Annotated in this window: 14 protein-coding genes; 6 read left to right on the top strand and 8 right to left on the bottom strand. The window is 72.8% G+C overall.

Annotated elements, in window-relative coordinates; genetic code table 11:
- Positions 1-31 precede the first annotated feature (31 nt).
- Positions 32-751, top strand: a complete 720-nt coding sequence (locus FEF34_RS36465) for a restriction endonuclease (protein WP_138056980.1) — start codon at positions 32-34, stop codon at positions 749-751.
- 282 nt (positions 752-1,033) lie between these two features.
- Positions 1,034-1,870 (top strand): DUF1206 domain-containing protein, encoded by an 837-nt coding sequence (locus FEF34_RS36460; protein ID WP_138056979.1) that lies wholly within the window; start codon positions 1,034-1,036, stop codon positions 1,868-1,870.
- 309 nt (positions 1,871-2,179) lie between these two features.
- On the opposite strand, the gene FEF34_RS36455 is transcribed toward FEF34_RS36460, so the two are convergent.
- On the bottom strand, positions 2,180-3,670 hold the full coding sequence (locus tag FEF34_RS36455) for a SulP family inorganic anion transporter (protein ID WP_138057942.1): 1,491 nt from the start codon (positions 3,668-3,670) through the stop codon (positions 2,180-2,182).
- A 440-nt stretch (positions 3,671-4,110) separates the two neighbouring features.
- On the opposite strand from FEF34_RS36455, the gene FEF34_RS36450 reads away from it, so the two are divergent.
- A complete protein-coding gene (locus FEF34_RS36450; RefSeq protein ID WP_234042758.1) occupies positions 4,111-4,518 on the top strand; it encodes a MerR family transcriptional regulator in 408 nt (135 codons plus the stop codon).
- A gap of 146 nt (positions 4,519-4,664) precedes the next feature.
- Here the strand turns inward: FEF34_RS36450 and FEF34_RS36445 are convergent, their stop codons facing one another.
- The gene (locus tag FEF34_RS36445) at positions 4,665-5,711 is read right to left on the bottom strand and encodes a class I SAM-dependent methyltransferase (RefSeq protein ID WP_138056978.1); all 1,047 of its coding nucleotides are present in this window, start codon (positions 5,709-5,711) and stop codon (positions 4,665-4,667) included.
- A gap of 276 nt (positions 5,712-5,987) precedes the next feature.
- Between FEF34_RS36445 and FEF34_RS36440 the strand changes: the two genes are divergently transcribed.
- Positions 5,988-9,098, top strand: coding sequence for an AfsR/SARP family transcriptional regulator (locus tag FEF34_RS36440; protein WP_138056977.1), 3,111 nt, complete (start codon positions 5,988-5,990; stop codon positions 9,096-9,098).
- Positions 9,099-9,187: 89 nt separating this feature from the next.
- Here the strand turns inward: FEF34_RS36440 and FEF34_RS36435 are convergent, their stop codons facing one another.
- The gene (locus FEF34_RS36435) at positions 9,188-10,030 is read right to left on the bottom strand and encodes a PIG-L deacetylase family protein (RefSeq protein ID WP_138056976.1); all 843 of its coding nucleotides are present in this window, start codon (positions 10,028-10,030) and stop codon (positions 9,188-9,190) included.
- Positions 10,027-11,478 (bottom strand): MFS transporter, encoded by a 1,452-nt coding sequence (locus FEF34_RS36430; protein WP_234042744.1) that lies wholly within the window; start codon positions 11,476-11,478, stop codon positions 10,027-10,029. Before FEF34_RS36430 ends, FEF34_RS36435 begins: the two co-directional genes overlap by 4 nt.
- A 303-nt stretch (positions 11,479-11,781) precedes the next feature.
- Between FEF34_RS36430 and FEF34_RS36425 the strand changes: the two genes are divergently transcribed.
- On the top strand, positions 11,782-12,690 hold the full coding sequence (locus FEF34_RS36425; protein WP_171053228.1) for an endonuclease/exonuclease/phosphatase family protein: 909 nt from the start codon (positions 11,782-11,784) through the stop codon (positions 12,688-12,690).
- A gap of 363 nt (positions 12,691-13,053) precedes the next feature.
- Positions 13,054-13,815, top strand: coding sequence for a hypothetical protein (locus tag FEF34_RS36420; RefSeq protein WP_138056974.1), 762 nt, complete (start codon positions 13,054-13,056; stop codon positions 13,813-13,815).
- Between the two features lie 268 nt (positions 13,816-14,083).
- On the opposite strand, the gene FEF34_RS36415 is transcribed toward FEF34_RS36420, so the two are convergent.
- From FEF34_RS36415 to FEF34_RS36400, 4 genes are all read right to left on the bottom strand, one after another.
- Positions 14,084-15,433 (bottom strand): PP2C family protein-serine/threonine phosphatase, encoded by a 1,350-nt coding sequence (locus tag FEF34_RS36415; RefSeq protein WP_138056973.1) that lies wholly within the window; start codon positions 15,431-15,433, stop codon positions 14,084-14,086.
- Positions 15,434-15,863: 430 nt separating this feature from the next.
- Complete coding sequence (gene sbnB, locus FEF34_RS36410) at positions 15,864-16,901, bottom strand: 2,3-diaminopropionate biosynthesis protein SbnB (RefSeq protein ID WP_138056972.1); 1,038 nt, start codon at positions 16,899-16,901, stop codon at positions 15,864-15,866.
- 134 nt (positions 16,902-17,035) lie between these two features.
- Positions 17,036-18,043, bottom strand: coding sequence for a TauD/TfdA family dioxygenase (locus FEF34_RS36405; protein WP_138056971.1), 1,008 nt, complete (start codon positions 18,041-18,043; stop codon positions 17,036-17,038).
- Positions 18,044-18,150: 107 nt separating this feature from the next.
- On the bottom strand, positions 18,151-20,682 hold the full coding sequence (locus tag FEF34_RS36400) for a non-ribosomal peptide synthetase (RefSeq protein ID WP_138056970.1): 2,532 nt from the start codon (positions 20,680-20,682) through the stop codon (positions 18,151-18,153).
- Between the last annotated feature and the right edge of the window lie 237 nt (positions 20,683-20,919).

Here is a 20,919-nt window from a genome sequence, read left to right as displayed (position 1 = left end):
GATCCGATCCCGAATGAGGTGAGCGCTGCACATGACGATACCCGTCCGGCGTCCGCGGTCCGCCGACCGAGCCGTCTTCAGCATGAGGCAGACGTTTCTGTGGTTCGCCCTGACAGGGGCCGTGCTCTGCGGGTGCGGCCTGATGCTCAAGTCGCTGGTGAAGGCGGCCGGTGTGGGCGGGGCGCTCGGAGGTGTCGCGCTGATCTGCACGGCCCTCGGGCTCCTCGGGCTGCGAGGTGCCGGCAGCGGGCGGCGGGCCGTTCCACGTCCGGAGTCCGTACCGGACGAGCGGTGGGAGACCGGGCCGGTGACCGGTGCCGACCGGGCCGCTGCGGCAGCGGCACGGGCCGAGAGCGGCCAGGACTTCGCGGCGATGGACGCCGAGGCGTTCGAGCTGGCGATCGCCGGGCTGTGCGAGCGCGACGGCTGCACGGACGTCGAAGTGGTCGGTGGCAGCGGTGATCTCGGCGCCGATGTGCTGGCCGTCGCGCCGGACGGGCGGCGTGTGGTCATCCAGTGCAAGCGGTACGGGCCCGTCAACAAGGTCGGTTCGCAGGACATGCAGCGCTTCGGCGGCACCTGCTTCGCCGTGCACGAGGCGGACGTCGCCGCTGTGGTGACCACGGGTGGGTTCACCGGTCCCGCAGCGGACTACGCGGAGCAGTGCGGCATCCGCTGTCTGGATCAGACCGCTCTCACGGCATGGGCCGACGGCACGTCCCCCGCCCCGTGGCACGGCGGCAACCCCTGATGCACGCGGTGACGCGATCGCGGCGCGGCGGGAGGCGCGGCGGCGTGACACCCCGGATCCCCCGCCGCGCCGTTGTGCCGGTGTCACACACGGCTTCCTGTGGGCCCGCCGGCGGTGCCACACCTCGCCCCGGCATTGCCCGTCCGCCCGTGCGCGGGGGTCGCCGTGCTCGGGCTCCGGCCCCGTGCCCCGTGCACGCTCCGCGGGACATCCGCCCCTTCCCCGGCCACGCGCCCTGAAGTAGCCGCGTTCTTCCTGGAGTTTCGGGGGCAAGCGAGGGTCATGAACGCACGCGCATTGACATTCCGGAGCCGCACGGTGGCACACCGCGCGGCACGCAGCGACGCGGTGGAGACCGGAGCACGCTGGGGGCTCGCGGCACGCGGCGTGATCTATCTGCTCATCGGTGTGCTCGCCCTGCAGGTGGCTTTCGGGTCGGACGGCGGCCGTGAGGCCGACCGCGGCGGCGCGCTGGAGGAACTGTCCGCTCAGCCCTTCGGCGCGGTTCTGCTGTGGGCTGTGGGGGTCGGTCTGATCGGCATGGTGCTCTGGCGGCTGTCGGAGGCAGCGTTCGGGGCGGTAGGCCCCGACGGACGCAAGGCCCGCAAGCGCGCGCTGTCGGCGGCGCGATGCGTCTTCTACGCATTCGCCGCCTACTCGGTGCTGGCCTTCGCCATCGGCGAACGGGGCTCGGGTTCGAGCGACCAGCAGTCGCGGGACATCACCGCCCGGGCCCTCGAACTTCCGGCCGGCCAGTGGATCGTGGGTCTCGGCGGTGCCGGGATCGCTTGCGCGGGTGTGTGGATCGGTGTGCGTGCCGCGCTGCGGAAGTACCGCAAGCACCTCAAGACAGGGGCCATGGGCCGGCGGTCCCGGCAGGCCGTGGATGTGGCAGGCGTGGCCGGTGGCATCGCCCGGGGTCTGGTCTTCGCGGTGGCGGGAGGTTTCGCCGCTCGTGCGGCGATCACGTACGACCCGTCCGACGCGAAGGGGCTCGACGACACGCTCCGCACCTTCGCCACGACGGCCGCGGGGCCCTGGCTGCTGGTCGCGACGGCCACGGGGCTGGTCCTGTTCGGTGTCTTCTCGTTGCTGACGTCCCGGTGGCGCAGGGTCTGAGACCGGCCGTCCGCGCCCAGGTCCGTGCTTGCGCCACCGGGACAGCACCGTCGCGCAGGTTTGCGGCGCCGTGGCGGAACGGGCCCATGGCGACCCTCGCGGGGAAGGCCCATTCCCAACGCCTGAGGGGCGCGGGTGGGTCTGCCCGTGCCATCCCGCGGGTGCGCGTCTTCGGGGCCCGCGAGCACCGGCGGTCGCCCGGGTGGCGGCCCTGTCCCCCGTGGGGCTGCGGCGAACGGACAGGCCTCGCCCTGGGGGACGCTGAGGGGGGCCGGTGCCGGGGCCCTCTCACCGTCCGGGTGCCGTGTGTCAGTGGCTGCCGGAGAGTTCGCCGGTGAGCTTGCCGTGGAGGTCGGCGCTGGGGTCGTTCAGGCCGGTGATCTCGACGGTCTTGCCGCGCTGGGCGTACTTCGTCTCGATGGCGTCGAGGGCGGCGACGGAGGAGGCGTCCCAGACGTGTGCCGCGCTGAGGTCGATGACGACCCTGTCCGGGTCGCCCGCGTAGTCGAACCGGCCGACGAGGTCGTTGGAGGAGGCGAAGAACAGTTCCCCGGTGACCCGGTAGACCACCGTGGTGCCGTCGGGGTCGATCACGGCGGTGACCTCGGCGAGATGGGCGACGCGCTTGGCGAAGATGACCATGGCGGTGACGGAGCCGACGACCACGCCGATGGCGAGGTTGTGGGTGGTCACCACACAGGCGACGGTGATCGCCAAGACGGCGATCTCGCCGGCGGGCATCCGCTTGAGGGTCTTCGGCGCGATGGAGTGCCAGTCGAATGTCGCGAAGGACACCATGATCATGACCGCGACCAGGGCGGCCATGGGGATGTCGGAGACGACCGGGCCGAAGACGATGCACAGCACCATCAGAAACGCGCCCGCGAGGAAGGTCGACAGGCGGGTTCTGGCCCCGGAGACCTTCACGTTGATCATCGTCTGGCCGATCATGGCGCAGCCGCCCATACCGCCGAAGAAGCCGGTGACGATGTTGGCGATGCCCTGGCCGATGGACTCGCGGGTCTTGCTTGAGTGGGTGTCGGTGATCTCGTCGACCAGCTTCGCCGTCATCAGCGACTCCATCAGGCCGACCAGCGCCATCGCGAACGCGTAGGGGGCGATCGTCGTCAGGGTGTCCAGGGTGAACGGCACGTCGGGCAGGCCCGGTACCGGCAGCGAGGACGGCAGGGCGCCCTTGTCGCCCACGGTCGGCACCGCGACGGCCGCGCCGACGGTGATCACGGTCAGGATGACGATCGAGACGAGCGGTGCAGGGACCACGGTGGTGATCTTCGGGAAGAACACCATCATGGCGAGGCCGCCGACGACCAGCGGGTAGACCGCCCACGGCACGTCGGTCATCTCGGGGACCTGGGCCATGAAGATCAGAATGGCGAGCGCGTTGACGAAGCCGACCATCACCGAGCGCGGGATGAACCGCATCAACCGGGCGACCCCGAGCGCTCCCAGGACGACCTGGAAGACGCCGGCGAGGATGACGGCGGCGACCAGGTAGCCCAGACCGTGCTCACGGTTGAGCGGGGCGATGACGAGGGCGACGGCGCCGGTCGCGGCCGAGATCATCGCCCGCCGACCGCCGGCGACCGAGATCACCACTGCCATGGTGAACGAGGCGAACAGGCCGATCGCCGGGTCGACACCGGCGATGATCGAGAACGAGATCGCCTCGGGGATCAGCGCGAGGGCGACGACCAGTCCCGCGAGGACCTCGGTGCGCCAGGCCTTCGGGTCGGCGATCCAGTCGGGCTTCAGGCCGCGCAGACGCGCGGCCGGGGGCAGAGCAGTGGCGGAAGGCAAGGGAGAAGGAACCTGTCGTGCTCGGGCACACCGCTACGGCAGGCCGGGGTGCGCGGGAGGATCGGGAGGATCGGGAGGATGCAGAGAAGCCGGGCCGGCACCCCGCAGGGCGGCTCCGCGCGATGCGGAGCCGGAGGTCGAAGGAGGACGGAGCGGGGCCTGCGCGGCCCTGCCTCACGCCCGGGGGCGAAGCGTCACGGCGGGCAGGCGGCGGCGCCGGGCGTCAAGGGCTCGCGCACACTTCTCTCCTGCAGGAACTCGGATCCTCGCCGGGGGCGCCATCGGCCCCGACACGGCAGCGGCGGAGGGAGCGGAAGGCCGCCCTCACCGCCGGCAACTCTACCCTAACGTTAGAGTAGAGATCGGCGGCGCCCTTCCGGGCCGAGACCGCCGACGGCGAGAAGGGCCGGAGGATCACGGGCGTGGACGGCAGGCACATGCAGATCGGCGAGGTCGCCGCGCGTACGGAGCTGTCCCTGCGCACGATCCGCCATTACGAGGAGAACGGCCTGGTCGTCCCCTCCGCCCGCTCCCAGGGCGGCTTCCGCCTCTACACCGAGGCCGACGTCGCCCGACTCATGGTCATCCGCCGCATGAAGCCGCTCGGTTTCACCCTGGAGCAGATGCGCGACCTGCTGGAAGCCACCGACCGCCTCGACGCCGGTACCGTCCTCGACGCCGACGAGCTCGAAGCCCTCCTGCACCGCGTACGGAGGTACCAGCAGGCCGCCACCGAGCAGGTGGAGAGGCTGCGGGTCCAGCTGGCCCGCGCCGAGGACTTCGCCGCCACCCTGGGCGCGCGCCTGGAGCAGAACGCCCCGGCGGGGTAGCGGGCGGAGTCCGGAGCGCGCCTGACGGCTCTCGGTCCGGTCCCGCGGGTCGAGCGGGCCGTGCCGTCCCGGCCGGTCAGGTCCCCCGCGGCCTCACCGCCCGTGGCGGAGGCCGTGTTCCGTGGACGGACGGAGCCGGGGGCGGCTCACGGCCGGATCTCGTACACGGCGTTGAACCCGGTCTGCGCGGCCTTCCGGAACCGGGTGAAGCCGGCCTCCGTGGCGATCCGGCGGATCGCCGTCTCGCCGGCCTGGGCACCGAGGGCGTAGCCGCCCGGCTGGGACAGGCCGTTCGGCACGCACAGGAACGTGGAACCGCTGTAGAACAACCGACCGACGGGGTTGAGGTTGTCCTCGATGCGGTCGGAGGCCGCGGGTTCGACGAGCAGCCAGGTGCCGTCGGGAGCCAGGGCCCGGCGCACCCGGCGCGCGGCGCCGAGCGGGTCGCCCATGTCGTGGAGGCAGTCGAACATCGCCACGAGGTCGTATCCGGTACCGGTGAAGGTCTGCGCCGTGGCCACCTCGAAGGACACGCGGTCGGAGACACCGGCCTCGGCGGCCTTCTTCCTGGCCAGCTCGACCGACCGGGTGTGGTAGTCGGAGCCGGAGACGGTGGTACGCGGGTAGGCCTCCGCGATGAGCAGCGACGTCGAGCCGAGGCCGCAGCCCAGGTCGGCGACCCTCCCGGCCGCGCTCAGCTTGGCGTCGATCCCGTCCAGCGCCGGAATCCACGTACGGACGAGTTCGGCCGCGTATCCGGGCCGGTAGAACGCGTCGCACCCGATGAAGACGTCCTCGTCGTGCTCATGCCAGCCAACCCCCTCACCTGTCCGGAACGCCTCGGTGATCCGCTGCTCGGCCCGCAGATAGCCCAGCACGACGCGGAACGCGGCAGCCAGATTGGGGCCCTCCGGGTCGGCGAGGCAGTACGCCTGCTCCTCGGTCAGCGAGAACGTCCCGGTCGCCGGGTCGTAGTCGACGTAGCCGCCCGCCGCCTGGCCGCACAGCCATTCGGTCAGGTAGCGCTGGTGGCATCCGGTGCGCTCGGCGAACTGCTCCGGGGTCGCCGGGCCGTCCGCGAGGGCCTGGTAGAGGCCGAGTCGGTGGCCGATCACCACGGAACCCGCGGCACCGGTGGCACCGAGGTCGCTCACGAACCGCTCCAGGAACGCCGTCACGTTGTCCTGATCCATCACTGGCTCCTTCCTCCTGCGACCGGCCTGTACCGGCCACGCCAGAAAGCCTCGGCGCGTCGCCTGTCACGGCCCTCGCACGGACTATCGTCGTGCTAACAGGCGCGTCCCGGTTCCCGGGCTCCGTGCTCGTGACCGGTTCGCCCGCGGCCTGCTCGTCGTGACCGGCCCGCCTGCGAACCTCGTCCTCGCTGCCCCGTCGTGTCCCCCCGCTCCCTCCCGTCCTCTTCCGTCCCTTCCGTCCCTTCCGTCTCTCGTCCTCGTTCCGGGGGTCCCATGACAGTCGGGTGTCCGCCGCCGTCGGTCCGGGTGGAGGTGCTCGGGCCCCTGCGGCTCCTCGTCGACGGCGCCGGGGTGGACGTGCCCGGGCCGAAACGGCGGGCCGTGCTCGCACTGCTCGCCCTCGCCGAAAGCCGGACCGTCACCATCGACCGTCTCGTGGACGCGCTGTGGCCCTCGCAAGTACCCGATTCCGGCCGCCAGGCCCTGCACAACCACGTCTCCCGGCTGCGCGGGCACCTCGGCGCCGCCTCGGACCGGCTCGAGACCCGGCACGACGGCTACCGGCTCGTCCTCGGGGACGGCGAACTCGATCTGGCCCAGGCCCGTGCGCTCTTCGCGGCGGCGCAGCACGACGCGAGGGGCGGGTACGCACTGCTCCGCCAGGCGCACGAGCTGTGGCGGGGGCCCGTCCTCGCCGACCTCGCCGACGTCGGGCCGATCGCGGCCGCGGTCGAGGACTGCGCACGGCTGCGGCAGGACGTGACCGACGCCCTGATCGCACGGGCCGTCGCCGCGGGCCGGGCCGAAGAGGTCGTCGGCCTGGCGGCCGCGTCCTGGGCCGCCGATCCCCTGCGCGAGCCCGCCGTCCTGCTCCTCATGAGGGCTCTCGCAGCGACCGGACAGGCGCCCCGGGCGCTGCACACCGCCCGGGAGTACCGGCGGCGGCTGATCGACGAGACCGGGCTCGACCCCTCCCCCGCGTTGGACGCGACCGAACACGACATCCTCACGGGCGCCGTGCCCCTCACGGAGACGGCGTACCCCAAGGAGGCGTACCCCAAGGAAACGGCGCCCCTCGCCGAGACGGCCCCCGCACCGGAGACGTCCGCGCCGCCCCCGACGCCGCGCGCCGCGCCCCCGGCAACCGTCGACGCGCCGTCCAGGCCCACACGGCAAACCGGGGAACCGGCCGGAGCACCGGAGCAACCGGACTCACAGCCGCGGCCCGGCGCGTCGGTGCCACCGGGCCCATCGGCGGCGCTCGACTCACCGGGCCGCGCGGCCATCCCTCTGATCGGCCGCGAACCGCAGGTCAGGGCTCTGCGGGAACTGCTCGCGACCGAGCGGCTCGTCACTCTCGTCGGGCCCGGCGGTGTCGGGAAGACGCGGCTCGCGCTGGAGGTCGCGCGGCGGAACGGCGCGGTGGCGGTGCTGTGCCTCGCGCCGGTCACCGACGCCGCCGCCCTTGCGCACGCTCTGGCCACGGCGCTCAATCTGAAGGTCGACCGGGGCGACGTGCTCTCCGCCTGCCTCGCCGTGCTGGCCGACCACCCCGGCCTCCTCGTGGTCGACAACTGCGAGCACCTGCTCGACGGCGTCCGCGACGCCGTCGACACGATCCTCACCGCCTGCCCCGGGACCACCCTGCTGGCGACCAGCCGTGAGCCCCTCGGCCTGCCGGTGGAACACCTCTACCGGCTGACACCCCTCGCCCTTCCCCGGCCCGGTGACGACCCCGCGCAGATCCCGTCCTCCGCCCTGTTCCTGGAGCGGGCCCGTCGTGTCCGGCCCGGCCCGCCGCCCACCGAGGAGGACCTGCGGACGGTCGCCGGGATCGTGCGCAGGCTCGACGGGATGCCGCTGGCCATCGAACTCGCGGCCGGCCGGTTGTCGACGTTCTCCCTCACCGACCTACAGCGCCGGCTCGAACGCTCGCTCGATCTGCTCGCGGGGGGCACATCGAGCGCCGACCGCAGGCACCGCACGCTGCGGGCCACGCTCGAGTGGTCGTACGAGCTCCTGACACCGGACGAGCAGCGGCTCTTCAGACATCTGGCGGTCTTCCCCGACGGTGTCGACCCCGACACCGCCGAACGGATCGCCGACGACCTGGGCCTCGGCGGCGACCCGGGAGCCGCACTCGCCCGGCTCGTCGACGCCTCCATGATCGAAGCCTCGTTCGAAGGCGCCACCCGCTACCGGATGCTGCAGACACTACGGGCGTTCGCCCTGGACCGGCTCGCGGCAGCCGGGGAGGACGACGCCGCGGCAGGCCGGCTACTGGCCTGGGCCCGCACGCTGACCGCGTGGATCGGACGGACCCTGGATTCCGGGAGGGAGGGCGAGGCCGACAGCGCGCTCCGCCGGGAACTCCCCAACCTCCGGGCCGCCTGGCGACTTGCCCGGGCCCGGGGGGCCGTGGACGACGCCGCAGCCGTCGTCACCGCCCTCTACGACGCCGTCACCTACCGCGACCTGGTCGAGATCCGGGACTGGGCGGTGGAACTGGCCGCGGACGAGGCACTCGACGGCCACCCCCTGGCCGGCGAGGTACTCGGAACGGCGGCCGAGGCCACCTATCACCGCGGGGAGTACCGTCGGGCCGGTCTGCTCGCCCGCACCGGGCTGGAACGGACGACCGGAACCACGGGGAGATGGCGCTGCCTGTCGGTCCTGTCGGTGGCCGACCTGGCCCGTGGCGCGTACGAGGACGTGGTCGAGCACTCCCTCGCCGCCCTCGCCCTCGTCGGCCCGCAACGGGAGAACCTGGGGATCGCGGCCCTGGCCACGGCCTACGCGGGCGATCCGGACCAGGCCCGCCGCCTGAACGAGCGGGGACTGGCCGGTGCGGTGTCACCCTCGATGCGAGCGTGGGGGGCCTATGTCGCCGGGGAGATCGACAGTCTGGCGGGGCACAACGACGCGGCGGAGGTGCGGTACGTGCGCGCCGTCGAACTGGCCCGTGCTTCGGGGGCGACGTTCCTCGTCGGTGTCGCGACGGTGGGACTGCTGTCGTTGCGTGCCCGTACGGGCCGGGTGCACGAGGCGCTGGGCGGTTACCGCGAGGTCATCGACTACTTCGCCCGCAACGGCAACTGGACCCATCTCTGGGTCACTCTGCGCAACCTCGCCGGACTTCTCCGCCGGCTCGGCGACGAGGAGACCGCGGTGCTGATCGAGACGGCTGCCGACGGGGCTCCCGACGCGCCCGCCGTGGAGGGTGCCGAGAAGCACGCGGTGCACCCGGGGGACGGCGGACCGCGAGACGGGCCCGTCACGCCCGGAATCCCGCTCCGCGGCGCTCCCGCCGTCGGCCGGGCGGCGGTGCTGGACGCGGCCCGTGAAGCGATCGAGCGGAACCTGTCCGGGGCGGCGCGGCCGTGAAGCGACGGCACCCGCGTCCCGGTGGGCCGGTCGTGCGTACGCGGTGGTCGTCGGCGCTCCCGCAGCCGTACGCCGTCCCGGCGGGCGCGTCAGCAGTCGCTCCCGACCCGGCCACCGCCCCGGCCCACTCCCCCCGCCGCTCGCACCGCGTCCGCCGCGCGCGCCGCCTCTCCCGTATCCGCCGTGTCCGGCACGTCTCCCACGTCCTCCGCGTCGACGAAGGACTCGTCACCGACCCAGGCAGTGAAGCGTTCCCGCCCCAAGAGCGCCATGAGCTCGGCCGTCTGGGTCCGCTGGGCCGCCAGCGCACGCACCTTGCGGTCCGCCGTACCGGCGTCCAGCACCACGTCGACCGCCAGCTCACGGTCGGGGGTGAGCACCGGAAGGCCGGGCGGAAAGATCCCCAGGCGCTCGTTCAGCGGTGCCCAGCGCGGGCCCCGCCGCTCGGCGAACGCGGCGTACAGCAGCCTCGCCCCGTCCGGGGCGGCCTGCCCGAACGCGGCCGTGGTCCACGCCGAGACCGCCCGGTGGTCCGGATGGCCGGTGATGCCGTCCGGGCCGAAGGTGAGCACGGTGTCGGGCCGTACGCGTTCGATGATGTTCCGCAGCCGCGCCACCGCGCGTGGACCGGGCACCGCCGCGCACTGCCCGTCCGGATGACCGAGCCAGTGGTGCTCGTGCACTCCGAGGATCGCGAGGCAGTCCGCCAGTTCGTACGTACGGACCGCGGCCAGCCGGTCGGGCGGCCACATCTCCGGGTGCTCCGTGCCGTGCTCGCCTCGGGTCGCGGTCACGCACACCACGCGCGATCCGCGGTCGCGGGCGAGCGCCATCAACCCGCCGGAGAGGTACGCCTCGTCGTCCGGGTGCGCCCAGACTCCGAGCACCGTTCCCAGTCCGGCGACGTCCGTCGCGGACTCGATCGTGGTCATGACCGCTTCTCCTTCCTGACGAGGACCGTCCCGGCGAGGACCGTCCTGGCGAGGACCGTCCTGGCGAGGATCGTGTGCACGGCCCAGGCGGCTCCGCAGAAGACGACGGCGACCGTCCAGAGCCGCGCCGCCCCCACCGTGTCGACGACGAGTCCACCCAGCAGCGAACCGGCCGCGGACCCGAGGTGGACGGCGCCGCTGTGCAGCGCCAGCAGCAGCGTCGGCGTGGCCGCGCCCAGGCCGATGAGCCGGTGCTGCTGCGCGGGGACGAACCCCCACACGGCCGCTCCCCAACCGGCCACGGCGACCACCGCGCCCGCCGCCGTCGCCACCGTGTGCGGAAGCACCGCGAAGGCGGCGGCGGAGACGACCAGGGCCGGCCCCACCACCCGGCCCGGGCCCCGCCGGTCGGCCGCCGAGCCGCCCCACCAGGTCCCGGCCGCGCCCGCGAGGCCGAACACCGCGATGAACAGCCCGCTCCCCATCGGTGCGGCCGCTTCGGCCAGCAACTGGGGGAGATAGGTGTACGTGCTGTACGAGGCGGTCATCAGCAGGAACGTCACCACGAGCGTGGCGGCGACGGCCGGGGACCCCAGTGGCCGGAGCCGTGCCCGCACCGCCGCACGGCAACGGGGGGCCTGGCCCGGGTCGCGATGCGAGAGGAGCGGCCGGTGGTGGGAGAGCCGCCCTGGCCGGAGCTGCCGTTGGTGAGGGGGCACCTGTTGCCGGCCGGGGTGCCCGGCATCCCCGGGACACGGCGCCTCGCCGCCGGACGCGGGAGGTTCCCCGGACTCGGGCGGGCGCGGTACGTCGCAGGTGAGCAGCAGGCCGGTGACGGCAGCGGCCAGGACGGCCGGCAGGGCGAACGCAGCCCGCCAGGACAGCATCGACGCCAGCAGGACTCCGGCAGGCGCCCCGAGCACCGTCGCGGCCGACATACAGCCGACGATCGTGCCGAGCGCGCGCCCTCGATGGCTCGCCGGCATGACGGCCGCGGCGGCCGCGGCCGCCGCCGGCACATAGGCCGACGCGGCAAGCGCTCCCAGCAGCCGCGCCGCGAGAAGCGCGGGAAGTGCGGGCGCCAGGGCCGCCGATACGTTCAGCACGGCGAAAGCCGCCGAGGAAACGACCAGAACGCGGCGCGGCGGCCGCGCGGAGAGCGGCGGAGCGAGCAGGACCGCACCGACCGCGTACGTCAGTGCGAACACCGTCACGGCCAGTCCCGCGCTGCCGACGGTGACACCGAGGTCCGTCGCGATGCCGCCGAGCACTCCGGCCACGACGAACATGTCGGTACCGATCGCGAAGACACCTGCTCCCAGGACCGCGAGGGTGCGCCGTGCGGCGCGGGGCCGTCGCGGTCCGGGCACTGCCGGCTCCCGCACCGCGGTGCCGGTCACACCGTTGCCCATGCCGTCCTCCAGGTCCGTCCCCCATCGTCCGGGCACGGGCTGGCAGCGCCCTACCGCGGCGCTGTCACGGTGTGCGGCCTGGCCCTCCGGCTGGGAACCGGAGGCGGACACGCACGCGTCGCCGATCATGACCGGGCCGCGCAGAGGTGGCGGCCGACGGAGGCGGTCCGGCGGAGAGCGGAGAGCGGGGAGAGGGCTGTGGCGGGCGAGAGCGACCGGGTGGGAACGAGGACCGGGCGGGTGTGCCGGTGGACGTCTCCGCGACGCGGCGGGGCACGGCGGACACCCTTGCCCCGGGGCGGGGTGCGGTGCCGGCGCGGAGTGCGGTCCCGGGACGCCGTGCCGGTTCTGCTGTCCGTGCTCCTCGCCTGCCTGCTGGCCTTCCACTCGGCGGTGCCCGACATGGCCGGCCGCCCGGGCAGTCTCCTCGAGACGTTCCTCCCGTGGCTCGCAGCGGCCTTCCCGGCGCTGCTGGTCGTGGCGTTTCTGCGCCGCTCGCCCGTGGCCGCGTGCGCCGTGCTGCTGCCGGTGACGGTATGGGCCTGCGTCTTCGGCGACCGGCTGCTTCCGCCGCCCGGCACGGCCGGTGACGATCTCACGGCCGTCACGCACAACATCAGCGACGAGAACCCCGATCCGGCGGCAGCGGCGCGCGGGCTCGCCGCGAGCGGGGCCGGTCTCATCGCCCTGCAGGAGGTGACCGGTGCGGCCCTGCCGGAGCTCACGGCGGCGCTGGAACCTCGCTACCCGCACCACGCGGTCGTGGGAACGGTGGGTCTGTGGTCGGTGCACCCGCTCGCCGACATACGCCGGGTCGACATCAGACCGCGGGGGATCGCCGAGGGCTGGGACCGGGGGCTGAGGGCGACGGTGCGGCTCCCTGGGCACGGGGACGTGGCGGTGTACGTCGCCCATCTGCCCTCGGTCCGCCTCGGCTGGGACCGGGGCTTCGGCACGGCGCACCGTGACGAGAGCGCACGTCTGCTCGGTGCGGCACTGTCGGCCGAGCCGCTGGAGCGGACGGTTCTGCTCGGAGATCTCAACGGCACGGTGGACGACCGTGGCCTGGACCCGGTTCTCGCGCGGCTGAGTCCGCCGCGTTCGGGCATGGCCTTCAGCTGGCCGACGTCCTTTCCCGTGGCCCGGATCGACCAGATCATGGCGCGCGGCGCCACGGTGGCGGAGGTCTGGTCGCTGCCCGCGACGGGCAGCGACCATCTGCCCGTCGCCGCCCGCATCGGCTTCTGAGGGCTGCGACCGTACTCCGGCGGTGACACGACGGCCTCCCGCGCCGACGCACACCGCCGCAGGGCGCCCGAGGCCGCGGGCTGTCGCGGCCGTCTCCCCCGCGAAGGTCAACTCATCGCAAGGCAACGCCAGGACGTGTTCCCACCACGGATCCGCACCGACGCAAGGACGGGTGCCCACCAGCGGGAATCCGACACAACACCGCAGTGTACGGGGCGGATGGCGGTCATACCGCACTCCGTCGCGTCCTCGAACTCAAGGACGGTGTCACGACCGCATGCCCCGAACCCGGGGCGAACGGCGTACGCTGCATCACAACATTCCCGCCACCGGCAGCTGGCACCGCCGCGTCAGGAGAGCACCATGACATCGACGCCCACCGCAACACACAGCATCGAAGCGACAACCGCGCTGCTGCAGGCGGAGCTTCCCCAGCTGGAGGAGCAGCAGATCACACTGCAGAAGGAACTCGCCGCGGTCTCCGAGCGGTTGGAGACGGTGCGAGCGGCTCTGGCGGCGCTCAGCGCGCTGTCGGCGACGGTGGTCCCCGCGCCGCGCGCCGCCGAGCCGGTCGTCGAGCCCCCCCTCGCCGAGGAGGTGCCTGCCGAACCCGTAACGGACGTCGCCGCGGCGGCCGGGGAGCCCGTCACCGGGTCGGCCGTACCGGATGACACGGCTGAACTGCCCCCCGCGGTCGAGGACGGGACTGCGACGAAGTCCGGCCGTCCTCGCGCTTCCCGCAAGAGCGCCGCCGCCTCGAAGCCGTCCAAGGCGAAGAGGCCGACCGCTTCCGCCTCCCGGCGCCGTCCAGCGAAGAACGCGCCCACCACACCGGCCAAGTCCGTGAAGTCGAAGGCGAAGACCGCGGGCACGGCGAGGAGGTCGGCGGCGAGCACGGCACCGGCCGAGGCGGCACCGGAGTCCGGCGGTCTGACCGAGCAGGTCATCGCCGTGCTGACCCGCCACGCGGACACCGCCCTGCGAGCGCGGGACGTGGCCCAGGCGCTCGGCCGTGACGACAGCGCCGGGAACATCAACACCGTGCGCAGCACCCTCGACCGGCTGGTCGCCACCTCACGCGCCCACCGCGCGGGCCGCGGCCTCTACCAGTCGCCCACCGGCTGAACCCTTCGCCGCACCGGACGTGTACCCCCTGTCGCCCCGCCGCACCCCGCCCTGGAGTGCGGCCGTGCGGTGCGGGGCCGTCCGGAGGCGGTGAGGGGCGTGACGCCGTGACGGCGCCTCCTTCGGCGGACGCCGGTCGTCGACCCGGCCCGGTGTGTCCTGATCACGTCCGGAGACTCCGCGCGACGCGAGCCGCAGACCACGGAAGCCCGCACCACGGGGAATCGCCCCGTGGCCGCACGTGGGGTGAACGCACGCGGTGGGGCCGCTACGGAGTCTCCTCGGCGGCCGGAGTGCGAAGAGCGAGGAGGGCGATGTCGTCATGGCCGTCGCTCGGGTGGTTGTCGGCCAGCGTCATGACGTACTCCTCCAGGGGGAGCGCTGCGTGGGTGACGGCGAGTTCGGCGAGGTCCTGGAGGCTGCGGTCGATGGGGTGGTCGGGGTGCTCCACGAGCCCGTCGGTGAAGAAGACCACGGTGGCGCCCGGGGGCACGGGGCGGGTGTGGTCGGGGCGGGGCAGTGAGGTGTCGACACCGAGGGGCACTCCGGGGTCGGCGTACAGGTACCGCGCCTGCCCGTCGGGGGTGACCAGCAGCGGCGGGAGATGACCCGCCGAACTCCAGTGCAGCCGCCACGCCGGACCGTCGGGCTCGATGCGGGCCAGGCTGGTGGTGGTGACGGGGTTGTCGGTGATGGCCTGCAGGGTCAGGTCCAGTTGGGCGAGTACGGCACTGGGCGGGGTGCGCCGGTCGAAGAGCAGGGCGCGCAGCATGTTGCGGGTCTGGGCCATTGCGGCCGCCGCGTGCAGGTCGTGGCCGACCACATCGCCGATGACGACCGCGACGGCGTCGTCCGGCAGCATGATGGCGTCGTACCAGTCACCACCGACGGAGTTCGGTTCGGTGGCGGGCCGGTAGACGGCGGCGGCGTCGAACGGGCTCAGGTCGGACAGCCGAGGGAGCAGGAGCCGCTGGAACTGCTCGGCCCGGGCGCGGAGCTGCTCGAACAGCCGGGCGCTTTCGATCGCGATGCCGGCGGCGCTCGCCAGGGCGACGACGATGTTCTCGTCGTGGGCGTCGAAGGGCCGTCCGTCGCGCCGCTCGGACAGATAGAGGTCGCCGTAGATCTCGCCGCGGACGCTGATGGCGACGCCGAGCAGGGTGCGCAGGTGCGGGTGGCCCGGCGGGAAGCCGACCGAGGAGGGGTGGGAGGCGATGTCGTCGGCGCGCAGCGGCTGGGGGTGGCGGATGAGGTGGCCGAGGACGCCCCGGCCACGGGGGAAGTCGACGCCGGCCAGCTCTGCGCGCTCCTGTTCGGACAGGCCGGCGGTGATGAACTGCTCCAGATACCCGCCCGACTCGTGCAGCACGCCGAGTGCGCCGTAGCGGGCGCCCACGAGGTCCATGGCGGTGGTGACGATACGGCGGAGCACCGCGGGCAGCTCCACCTCCCGGCTGATGGCCAGCACCGCGTCGAGCAGGCCCTCGATCCGGTCCTTGGCCCAGGCCAGCTCCTGGAACTGCGCGGCGATCCGGCCGAGTTCGGGGACGGTGTAGCCGTCGGTGCCGCCGGACCCCGGTCCGTCGCCGGGCTCCGGTGGCTCCTGCCCGTCCATCATGACGGCCCGGTGGGCTGGACCCGGCCGGGGCGGCCGACCCGACGTCCGGACCCAGGTCCGGGGCCCGACCCCTGTCGCAGCCCCGGCTCCGGCACGAGGACCGGCTCGGGTACAGCCGGACGTCCCTGAGGCACCGGATGCCTGCGCACCGCGTCGGCGGTGGTCGGTGCGGGGCTCATGCGAGGTGGTGTCCTTCGTCGTGCCGCGGGCGTCCTGGCCCTGCGGGAGACCGGCTGCGGAATCCTCTCAGCGTGACACGGCCGATCGGTGCGGACTGCCCATTACTCCTTACGCGGCATGCCCGCCCGGGCCGTAACGGCCTCCTGGGGGCACGGCCCGCGAGCGCACCCGTTCGGCTCCCGTGCCCGGGAGCCGTGCCCGGCGCGGCCCTGCCGGGCACGGAGCCGGCGGGGCCGCGCGGGCCGGAACCTCAGCCGTAACGACGCAGCTCGTGGAAGAAGTCGTCGACGACTTGCAGTTGACCGGCGCGTTCCGTCTCGTCGTACACGTACTTGCCGACGGCCAGATCGAGCACCCCGAGGCCGAAGGGCGAGAAGACCACCGGCCGGTCGTCGGGCACCTGCACCTTGCCGCTCATGGCGTCGGCGAGCGTGCCGGTGAGGAAGTCCCGGCTGCCGGTGAGCTGCTCGGCCAGGTGCGGGGAGGTGTCGGCCTTGAGGCAGTGCTCGACGTCGTCGACGAAGTTGGCCGAGGCGAGCAGGATCTCGGGGGCGAGGTCGCGCAGGGAGACGTGCAGCACGAGCGGGTTGTGGCTGAACCAGGACGGGTCGGCGACGTGCGGCTTGGCGGCGATCGTGGCGAAGACGACCATGTCGCTGGAGCGGATGAGCTCCTCGGGGTCCTGGTGGACGGTGACCCGGCCGGGAGTGCCGCTCTGCTGGAGGTACCCGGCGAACCCGGCGGCGCTGTCAGCCGACAGATCGTGCACACCGATCTCCTCGAAGGACCAGCCGGTGCCGGCGAGGAAGGTGTGGATGTAGCGGGCGATCAGGCCGGTGCCGAAGAACCCGACCCGCGCCGGGCGTTGGGGCAGGGCGCGGCCGAGCCGGTCGGCGGCGAGCGCCGCCATGGCGGCAGTCCTGGTCGCGCTGATGATGGAGCTCTCCAGGCAGGCGAAGGGGTAGCCGGTGTCGTGGTCGTTGAGGATCAGTACGGCCGAGGCCCGGGGGATGCCGGCCGCGACGTTGTCGGGGAAGCTGGAGATCCACTTGAGGCCGTCCACGCGGATCTGACCGCCGATGGAGGCCGGCAGTGCGATGATCCGGGAGTTGGGGCGGTCGGGGAACCTGAGGAAGTACGAGGGTGGGTTCACCGAGTCGCCCGCGGCGTGCAGTCGGTACGTGGCCTCGACGAGGTCGGTGACCTGCTTCTCGCGATTGTGCAGGGCTCTGCGGACCTGGGCGCCGGAGATCACGGCGAACGGCGGCACGGCGGTCGGCTGGGACATGGAGGACTCCCGGGAGACGGAACTGCTGTTGGGTACGGTCGCGGTGGTGGACGGTTTCGGCCGGGTCGCGGTGGCGGCTGTGGCCGGGTGGCCCGAACCGGTCGGGGCCCCGGGGGAACCGGAGGTCGGAGAGGTCATCGCACGCCCGGCCCGCCCGCCGACGGGACGCCGGCAAGCTTCTGCGGCTCGGCCAGCCCGACGAGGATCTCGCGGGGGCCTTCGTAGGGCTCGCGGCTGTGGGCGGTGCGGATGTTGTCGACGAGCATGAGGTCGCCGGGCTGCCAGGGTTCGCGGGCCGTGTGGGCCTCGTAGACCTCGTTGAGGGTCTGGACGACGTCCTCGCCGACGGGGTCGCCGTCGCCGTAGCGGGTGTTGAACGGCAGGCCGTCCTCGCCGTACTCGTCGACGAGGTACTCGCGGACCTCGGGGGCGAGGGTCCATTCGTTGAGGAACGCGATCTGGTTGAACCAGCAGCGGGCTCCGGTCCGCGGGTGGCGCACGACGGCGCTGCGGCGCTGGCGGGTGCGCAGGCCGCCGTCGCTCTGCCAGGCGAGGTCGATGGCGTTGGCTCGGCAGTACTCCTCGACGGCGGTGCGGTCGTCGGTGCCGAAGGCCTCGGTCCAGGAGGCGCCGATCTCGTCGTTGTAGCTGCGGGTGAGCAGCCAGCCCTCCCGCTCGAAGCGTTCCACCATCGCCGGCGGCAGCGCCTCCAGCACGGCGGTGGAGTCCGAGACCCCGGTGACCCCGCCGTCGGCCGGCGCGGTCAGGCACGCGAACATCATCATGCCGGGAGGAGTGAGGGCATAGCTGAGTTCGTGGTGCATGCACATCGGCTGGTTGGGCGGCCAGGCCGATGACGAATAGACACCGCCCGCGTAGGCCTCCCGGGCTGCGAACGCTTCTCTGTCGGGCAGGAGTGCGCTGCCGGCGAGTTGCCGGAACGCGACGCCGACCTGGTCCGCGTCGCACAGCCCCAGACCGCGCACGAGGATCGCACCGTGCTCGGCGACGAGGGCGCGCAGTGCGGGGGCATGCGCGGCGGTCCAGGTCGATGCGTCGTCAGGGGCGTCGATGGACAGGACCGGCGGCCTGCCGGGCCGGAGGGCGACCTGGGGCAGGGTGGCGGGAGCGGGGGGTGTCATCGTGTGTGTCCTTTCCTTGCTGCGGTGTTCCGTGATCTGTGGTGCTTCCGTGATCTGTTGTTCCGTGGCCTGCCGTGCTCCGTCCTCGGCCCCGGTCGGCACGGTGTTCACGAGGCGGAGGCGGGTTGGTTGTCGGTGGTGTCGGTGTCGGTGTCGGTGTCGAGGAGTGCGGCGAGGTCGGTGAGGACGGGGTGGCGGGTGACGTCCTTGAGGGTGACGGCGCGGTCCAGGGCGATGGCGAGTTTCACCGCGGACAGCGATGTGCCACCGCGGTCGAAGAAGTGGTCGCCGCGGCTGATCCGGTCCTCGGGCACACCCAGCACGGCCGACCAGGCCGCCGCCAGCCGTCGTTCCGCCGGGGTCGCCGGCGCACCGCCACCGCCGCGGTCACCGGTGCCGGTGTTCTCGGTGGGGGTGTCCAGGGTGGCGGCGAGCGCGGTCAGGGCCTTCCTGTCGACCTTGCCGTTCGCGGTCAGCGGCAGCCCGTCCCGCCAGTGGAACACCGACGGCACCATGTACGACGGCAGCGTCGCCCCCAGCCCCGCGGCCAGCACCCGCGCCTCCAACGGCCCCGCGGCCGTGTAGAACGCCACCAACTGCGTCCCCGCACCACCCGCCACCGCGACCACCGCACCGTCCCGCACCCCCGCCTGACGCAACAGCGTGTTCTCGATCTCCCCGACCTCGATCCGGAACCCGCGGATCTTCACCTGCGTGTCCCGCCGGCCCAGGAACTCCAGCTTCCCCGACACATCCCACCGGCCACGATCCCCACTGCGATACAACCGCTCACCCGGCCGCAACGGATCCGGCACGAACGCCGCCGCCGTCCGCTCCGGATCATTGACATACCCACGCCCCACACACACCCCCGAGAACACGATCTCCCCCGGCGCACCCAACGGCACCGGCCGCAGCCCCTCGTCCACCACATACACATGCACATTGGCCACCGGCCGCCCCAGCAACACCCGCCCCGGCACCCCCGTCATCACCTCATGGTTGGTGTCGTCACAGGTCTCCGTCAGCCCATAGGCGTTCACCAGCACGATCCCCGGCTGCGCCGCGAACCACCGCTCCGCCAGCTCCCGCTTCAACGCCTCACCCGTCACCGACACACACCGCAGATCCCCCAGCCCCCGCGGCTCGCGCTCCAACGCCGCCAGCACCGCCTCCAGATACGACGGCACCACCTGCACCACATTCACCCCGGCACCGACGACCGTGTCCAAGAACCGCGACACATCCAGCACCGCGTCCTGCTCCACCAGCACCGTCCGCCCACCCACCAACAACCCCGCCACCAACTGCCACAACGAGATGTCGAAACACTGCGGCGCGACCTGCGCCACCACACCACCCTCACCGATCCCCAGATCGTCGATCTTCGCGAACAGATGGTTCACCAGACCCGCGTGCTCGCACATCGCACCCTTCGGCTCACCCGTCGAACCAGAGGTGAAATAGATGTACGCCAACTGCCCCGCCGCCACCGGCACACCCAAATCATCCTCAGCGTGCCCCTCGGCATACGCCACATCCACCGGCAACCGCTCCACCCCACCGACCGAGACCAACGCCTCGTCCAGCGACCCGCTGCTCCCGGACTCCGTCAGCACCACCCGGCACCCCGCCCGCGACAGCGTCGCCGCGATCCGGCCCGCCGGGAAACGCGGCTCGACCGGCAGATACACCCCACCCGCCTTGAACACCGCAAGCACCGACGCCAGCCAGTCCGCATTCCGCTCCAGCACCACCCCCACCACACCCTCCCCCTCCACACCACGCACCCGCAACGCCCGCGCCAACCGGTTCGCCCGCCCGTTCAACTCCCCGTACGTCCACTCCCGCCCCGCATCCACCACCGCCACCGCGTCCGGATGCATCCGCACCCGCTCCTCGAACAACTCGTGCACCCGCAACCCCGGCAACTCCCGCCGCCGCCCCGCCAGCCCCTCCACCTGAAAACCCACCTCCTCGGCGGACACCAGACCCGCCTCGCCGCACACGGCATACGGATCCGCCACGATCCGCTCCAGCGCCGCCAGGTGATAACCGGCAATCCGGCCCACCGCCTCCCCGTCCAGCACCTCGGTACGGAACCGCAACCGCAACACCACCTCCCCACCCACCCCCTCCACCACCGACAACCGCAACACCGTCCCCCCACCAACCTCCCCCTCCACACCAAAGGCGTCGAACTCCACCTCGTACAACACACCCCCAACACCCAACTCACGCGCCAACTCCCCCACCGGAAAATCACGATGCGCACACAACCCCGTGGACACGCGATGCGCATCACGCACCAACGCCCACCAGGAACGAGCACCATCGGCCGCCAACCGGCACGGCAACGCCCGCGCACCCGGAACGGGAACACAGCCCGTGACGGCCTCGTCCTCACCCGACAACACCGCCAGCACACGGACGTGAGCCGCCAGCACCACCACCCCCAACGGAACACCCAACTCCTCGGCCAACCGCCGCAAACCCCGCACCAACCCCACCGGAACCCGCACCACCCGCTCCGCACCACCCGACACCGGCTCGGCCGTCCACCGCGGAACCGACGTCAGCCCTCCAGCACCCAGCACAGCGCACCAGAACTCCCTGCCCGGGTCCGTATGCATGTCCATCGTGTCCTTCCTCGGTTGCTCTGGTGGTGTGTGGGGTGACGTCGCGGTGCCGGTGGGCCGTCGGTGGGCGTGTTCCGGAGCCGCGATGTGGTGGCTGATGGCGTTGTGTACGGCCTTCTGGTGGAGGGCCTCGTGGTCCCGTACTTCCCGGGCCGGGTTGCCGTCCCACCGTGCGTTAGGGGGAACTTCGCGACCGGCCGGCACACGGTCACGTTGCGTGATCCGCCGGGGGCTGCC

It is taken from the genome of Streptomyces marianii, from assembly GCF_005795905.1.
Classification (GTDB): domain Bacteria; phylum Actinomycetota; class Actinomycetes; order Streptomycetales; family Streptomycetaceae; genus Streptomyces; species Streptomyces marianii.
Note: the sequence above shows the minus strand (reverse complement) of the source record. Positions and strands in the feature narration are given on the sequence as shown.

Excerpts from the sequence above, each read along its gene's own strand:
- FEF34_RS36465 (WP_138056980.1), top strand. The coding sequence starts at position 32 with ATGACGATACCCGTCCGGCGTCCGCGGTCCGCCGACCGAGCCGTCTTC.
- FEF34_RS36460 (WP_138056979.1), top strand. The coding sequence starts at position 1,034 with ATGAACGCACGCGCATTGACATTCCGGAGCCGCACGGTGGCACACCGC.
- FEF34_RS36445 (WP_138056978.1), bottom strand. The coding sequence starts at position 5,711 with ATGGATCAGGACAACGTGACGGCGTTCCTGGAGCGGTTCGTGAGCGAC.
- FEF34_RS36440 (WP_138056977.1), top strand. The coding sequence starts at position 5,988 with ATGACAGTCGGGTGTCCGCCGCCGTCGGTCCGGGTGGAGGTGCTCGGG.
- FEF34_RS36435 (WP_138056976.1), bottom strand. The coding sequence starts at position 10,030 with ATGACCACGATCGAGTCCGCGACGGACGTCGCCGGACTGGGAACGGTG.
- FEF34_RS36420 (WP_138056974.1), top strand. The coding sequence starts at position 13,054 with ATGACATCGACGCCCACCGCAACACACAGCATCGAAGCGACAACCGCG.
- FEF34_RS36415 (WP_138056973.1), bottom strand. The coding sequence starts at position 15,433 with ATGATGGACGGGCAGGAGCCACCGGAGCCCGGCGACGGACCGGGGTCC.
- sbnB (WP_138056972.1), bottom strand. The coding sequence starts at position 16,901 with ATGTCCCAGCCGACCGCCGTGCCGCCGTTCGCCGTGATCTCCGGCGCC.
- FEF34_RS36405 (WP_138056971.1), bottom strand. The coding sequence starts at position 18,043 with ATGACACCCCCCGCTCCCGCCACCCTGCCCCAGGTCGCCCTCCGGCCC.
- FEF34_RS36400 (WP_138056970.1), bottom strand. The coding sequence starts at position 20,682 with ATGGACATGCATACGGACCCGGGCAGGGAGTTCTGGTGCGCTGTGCTG.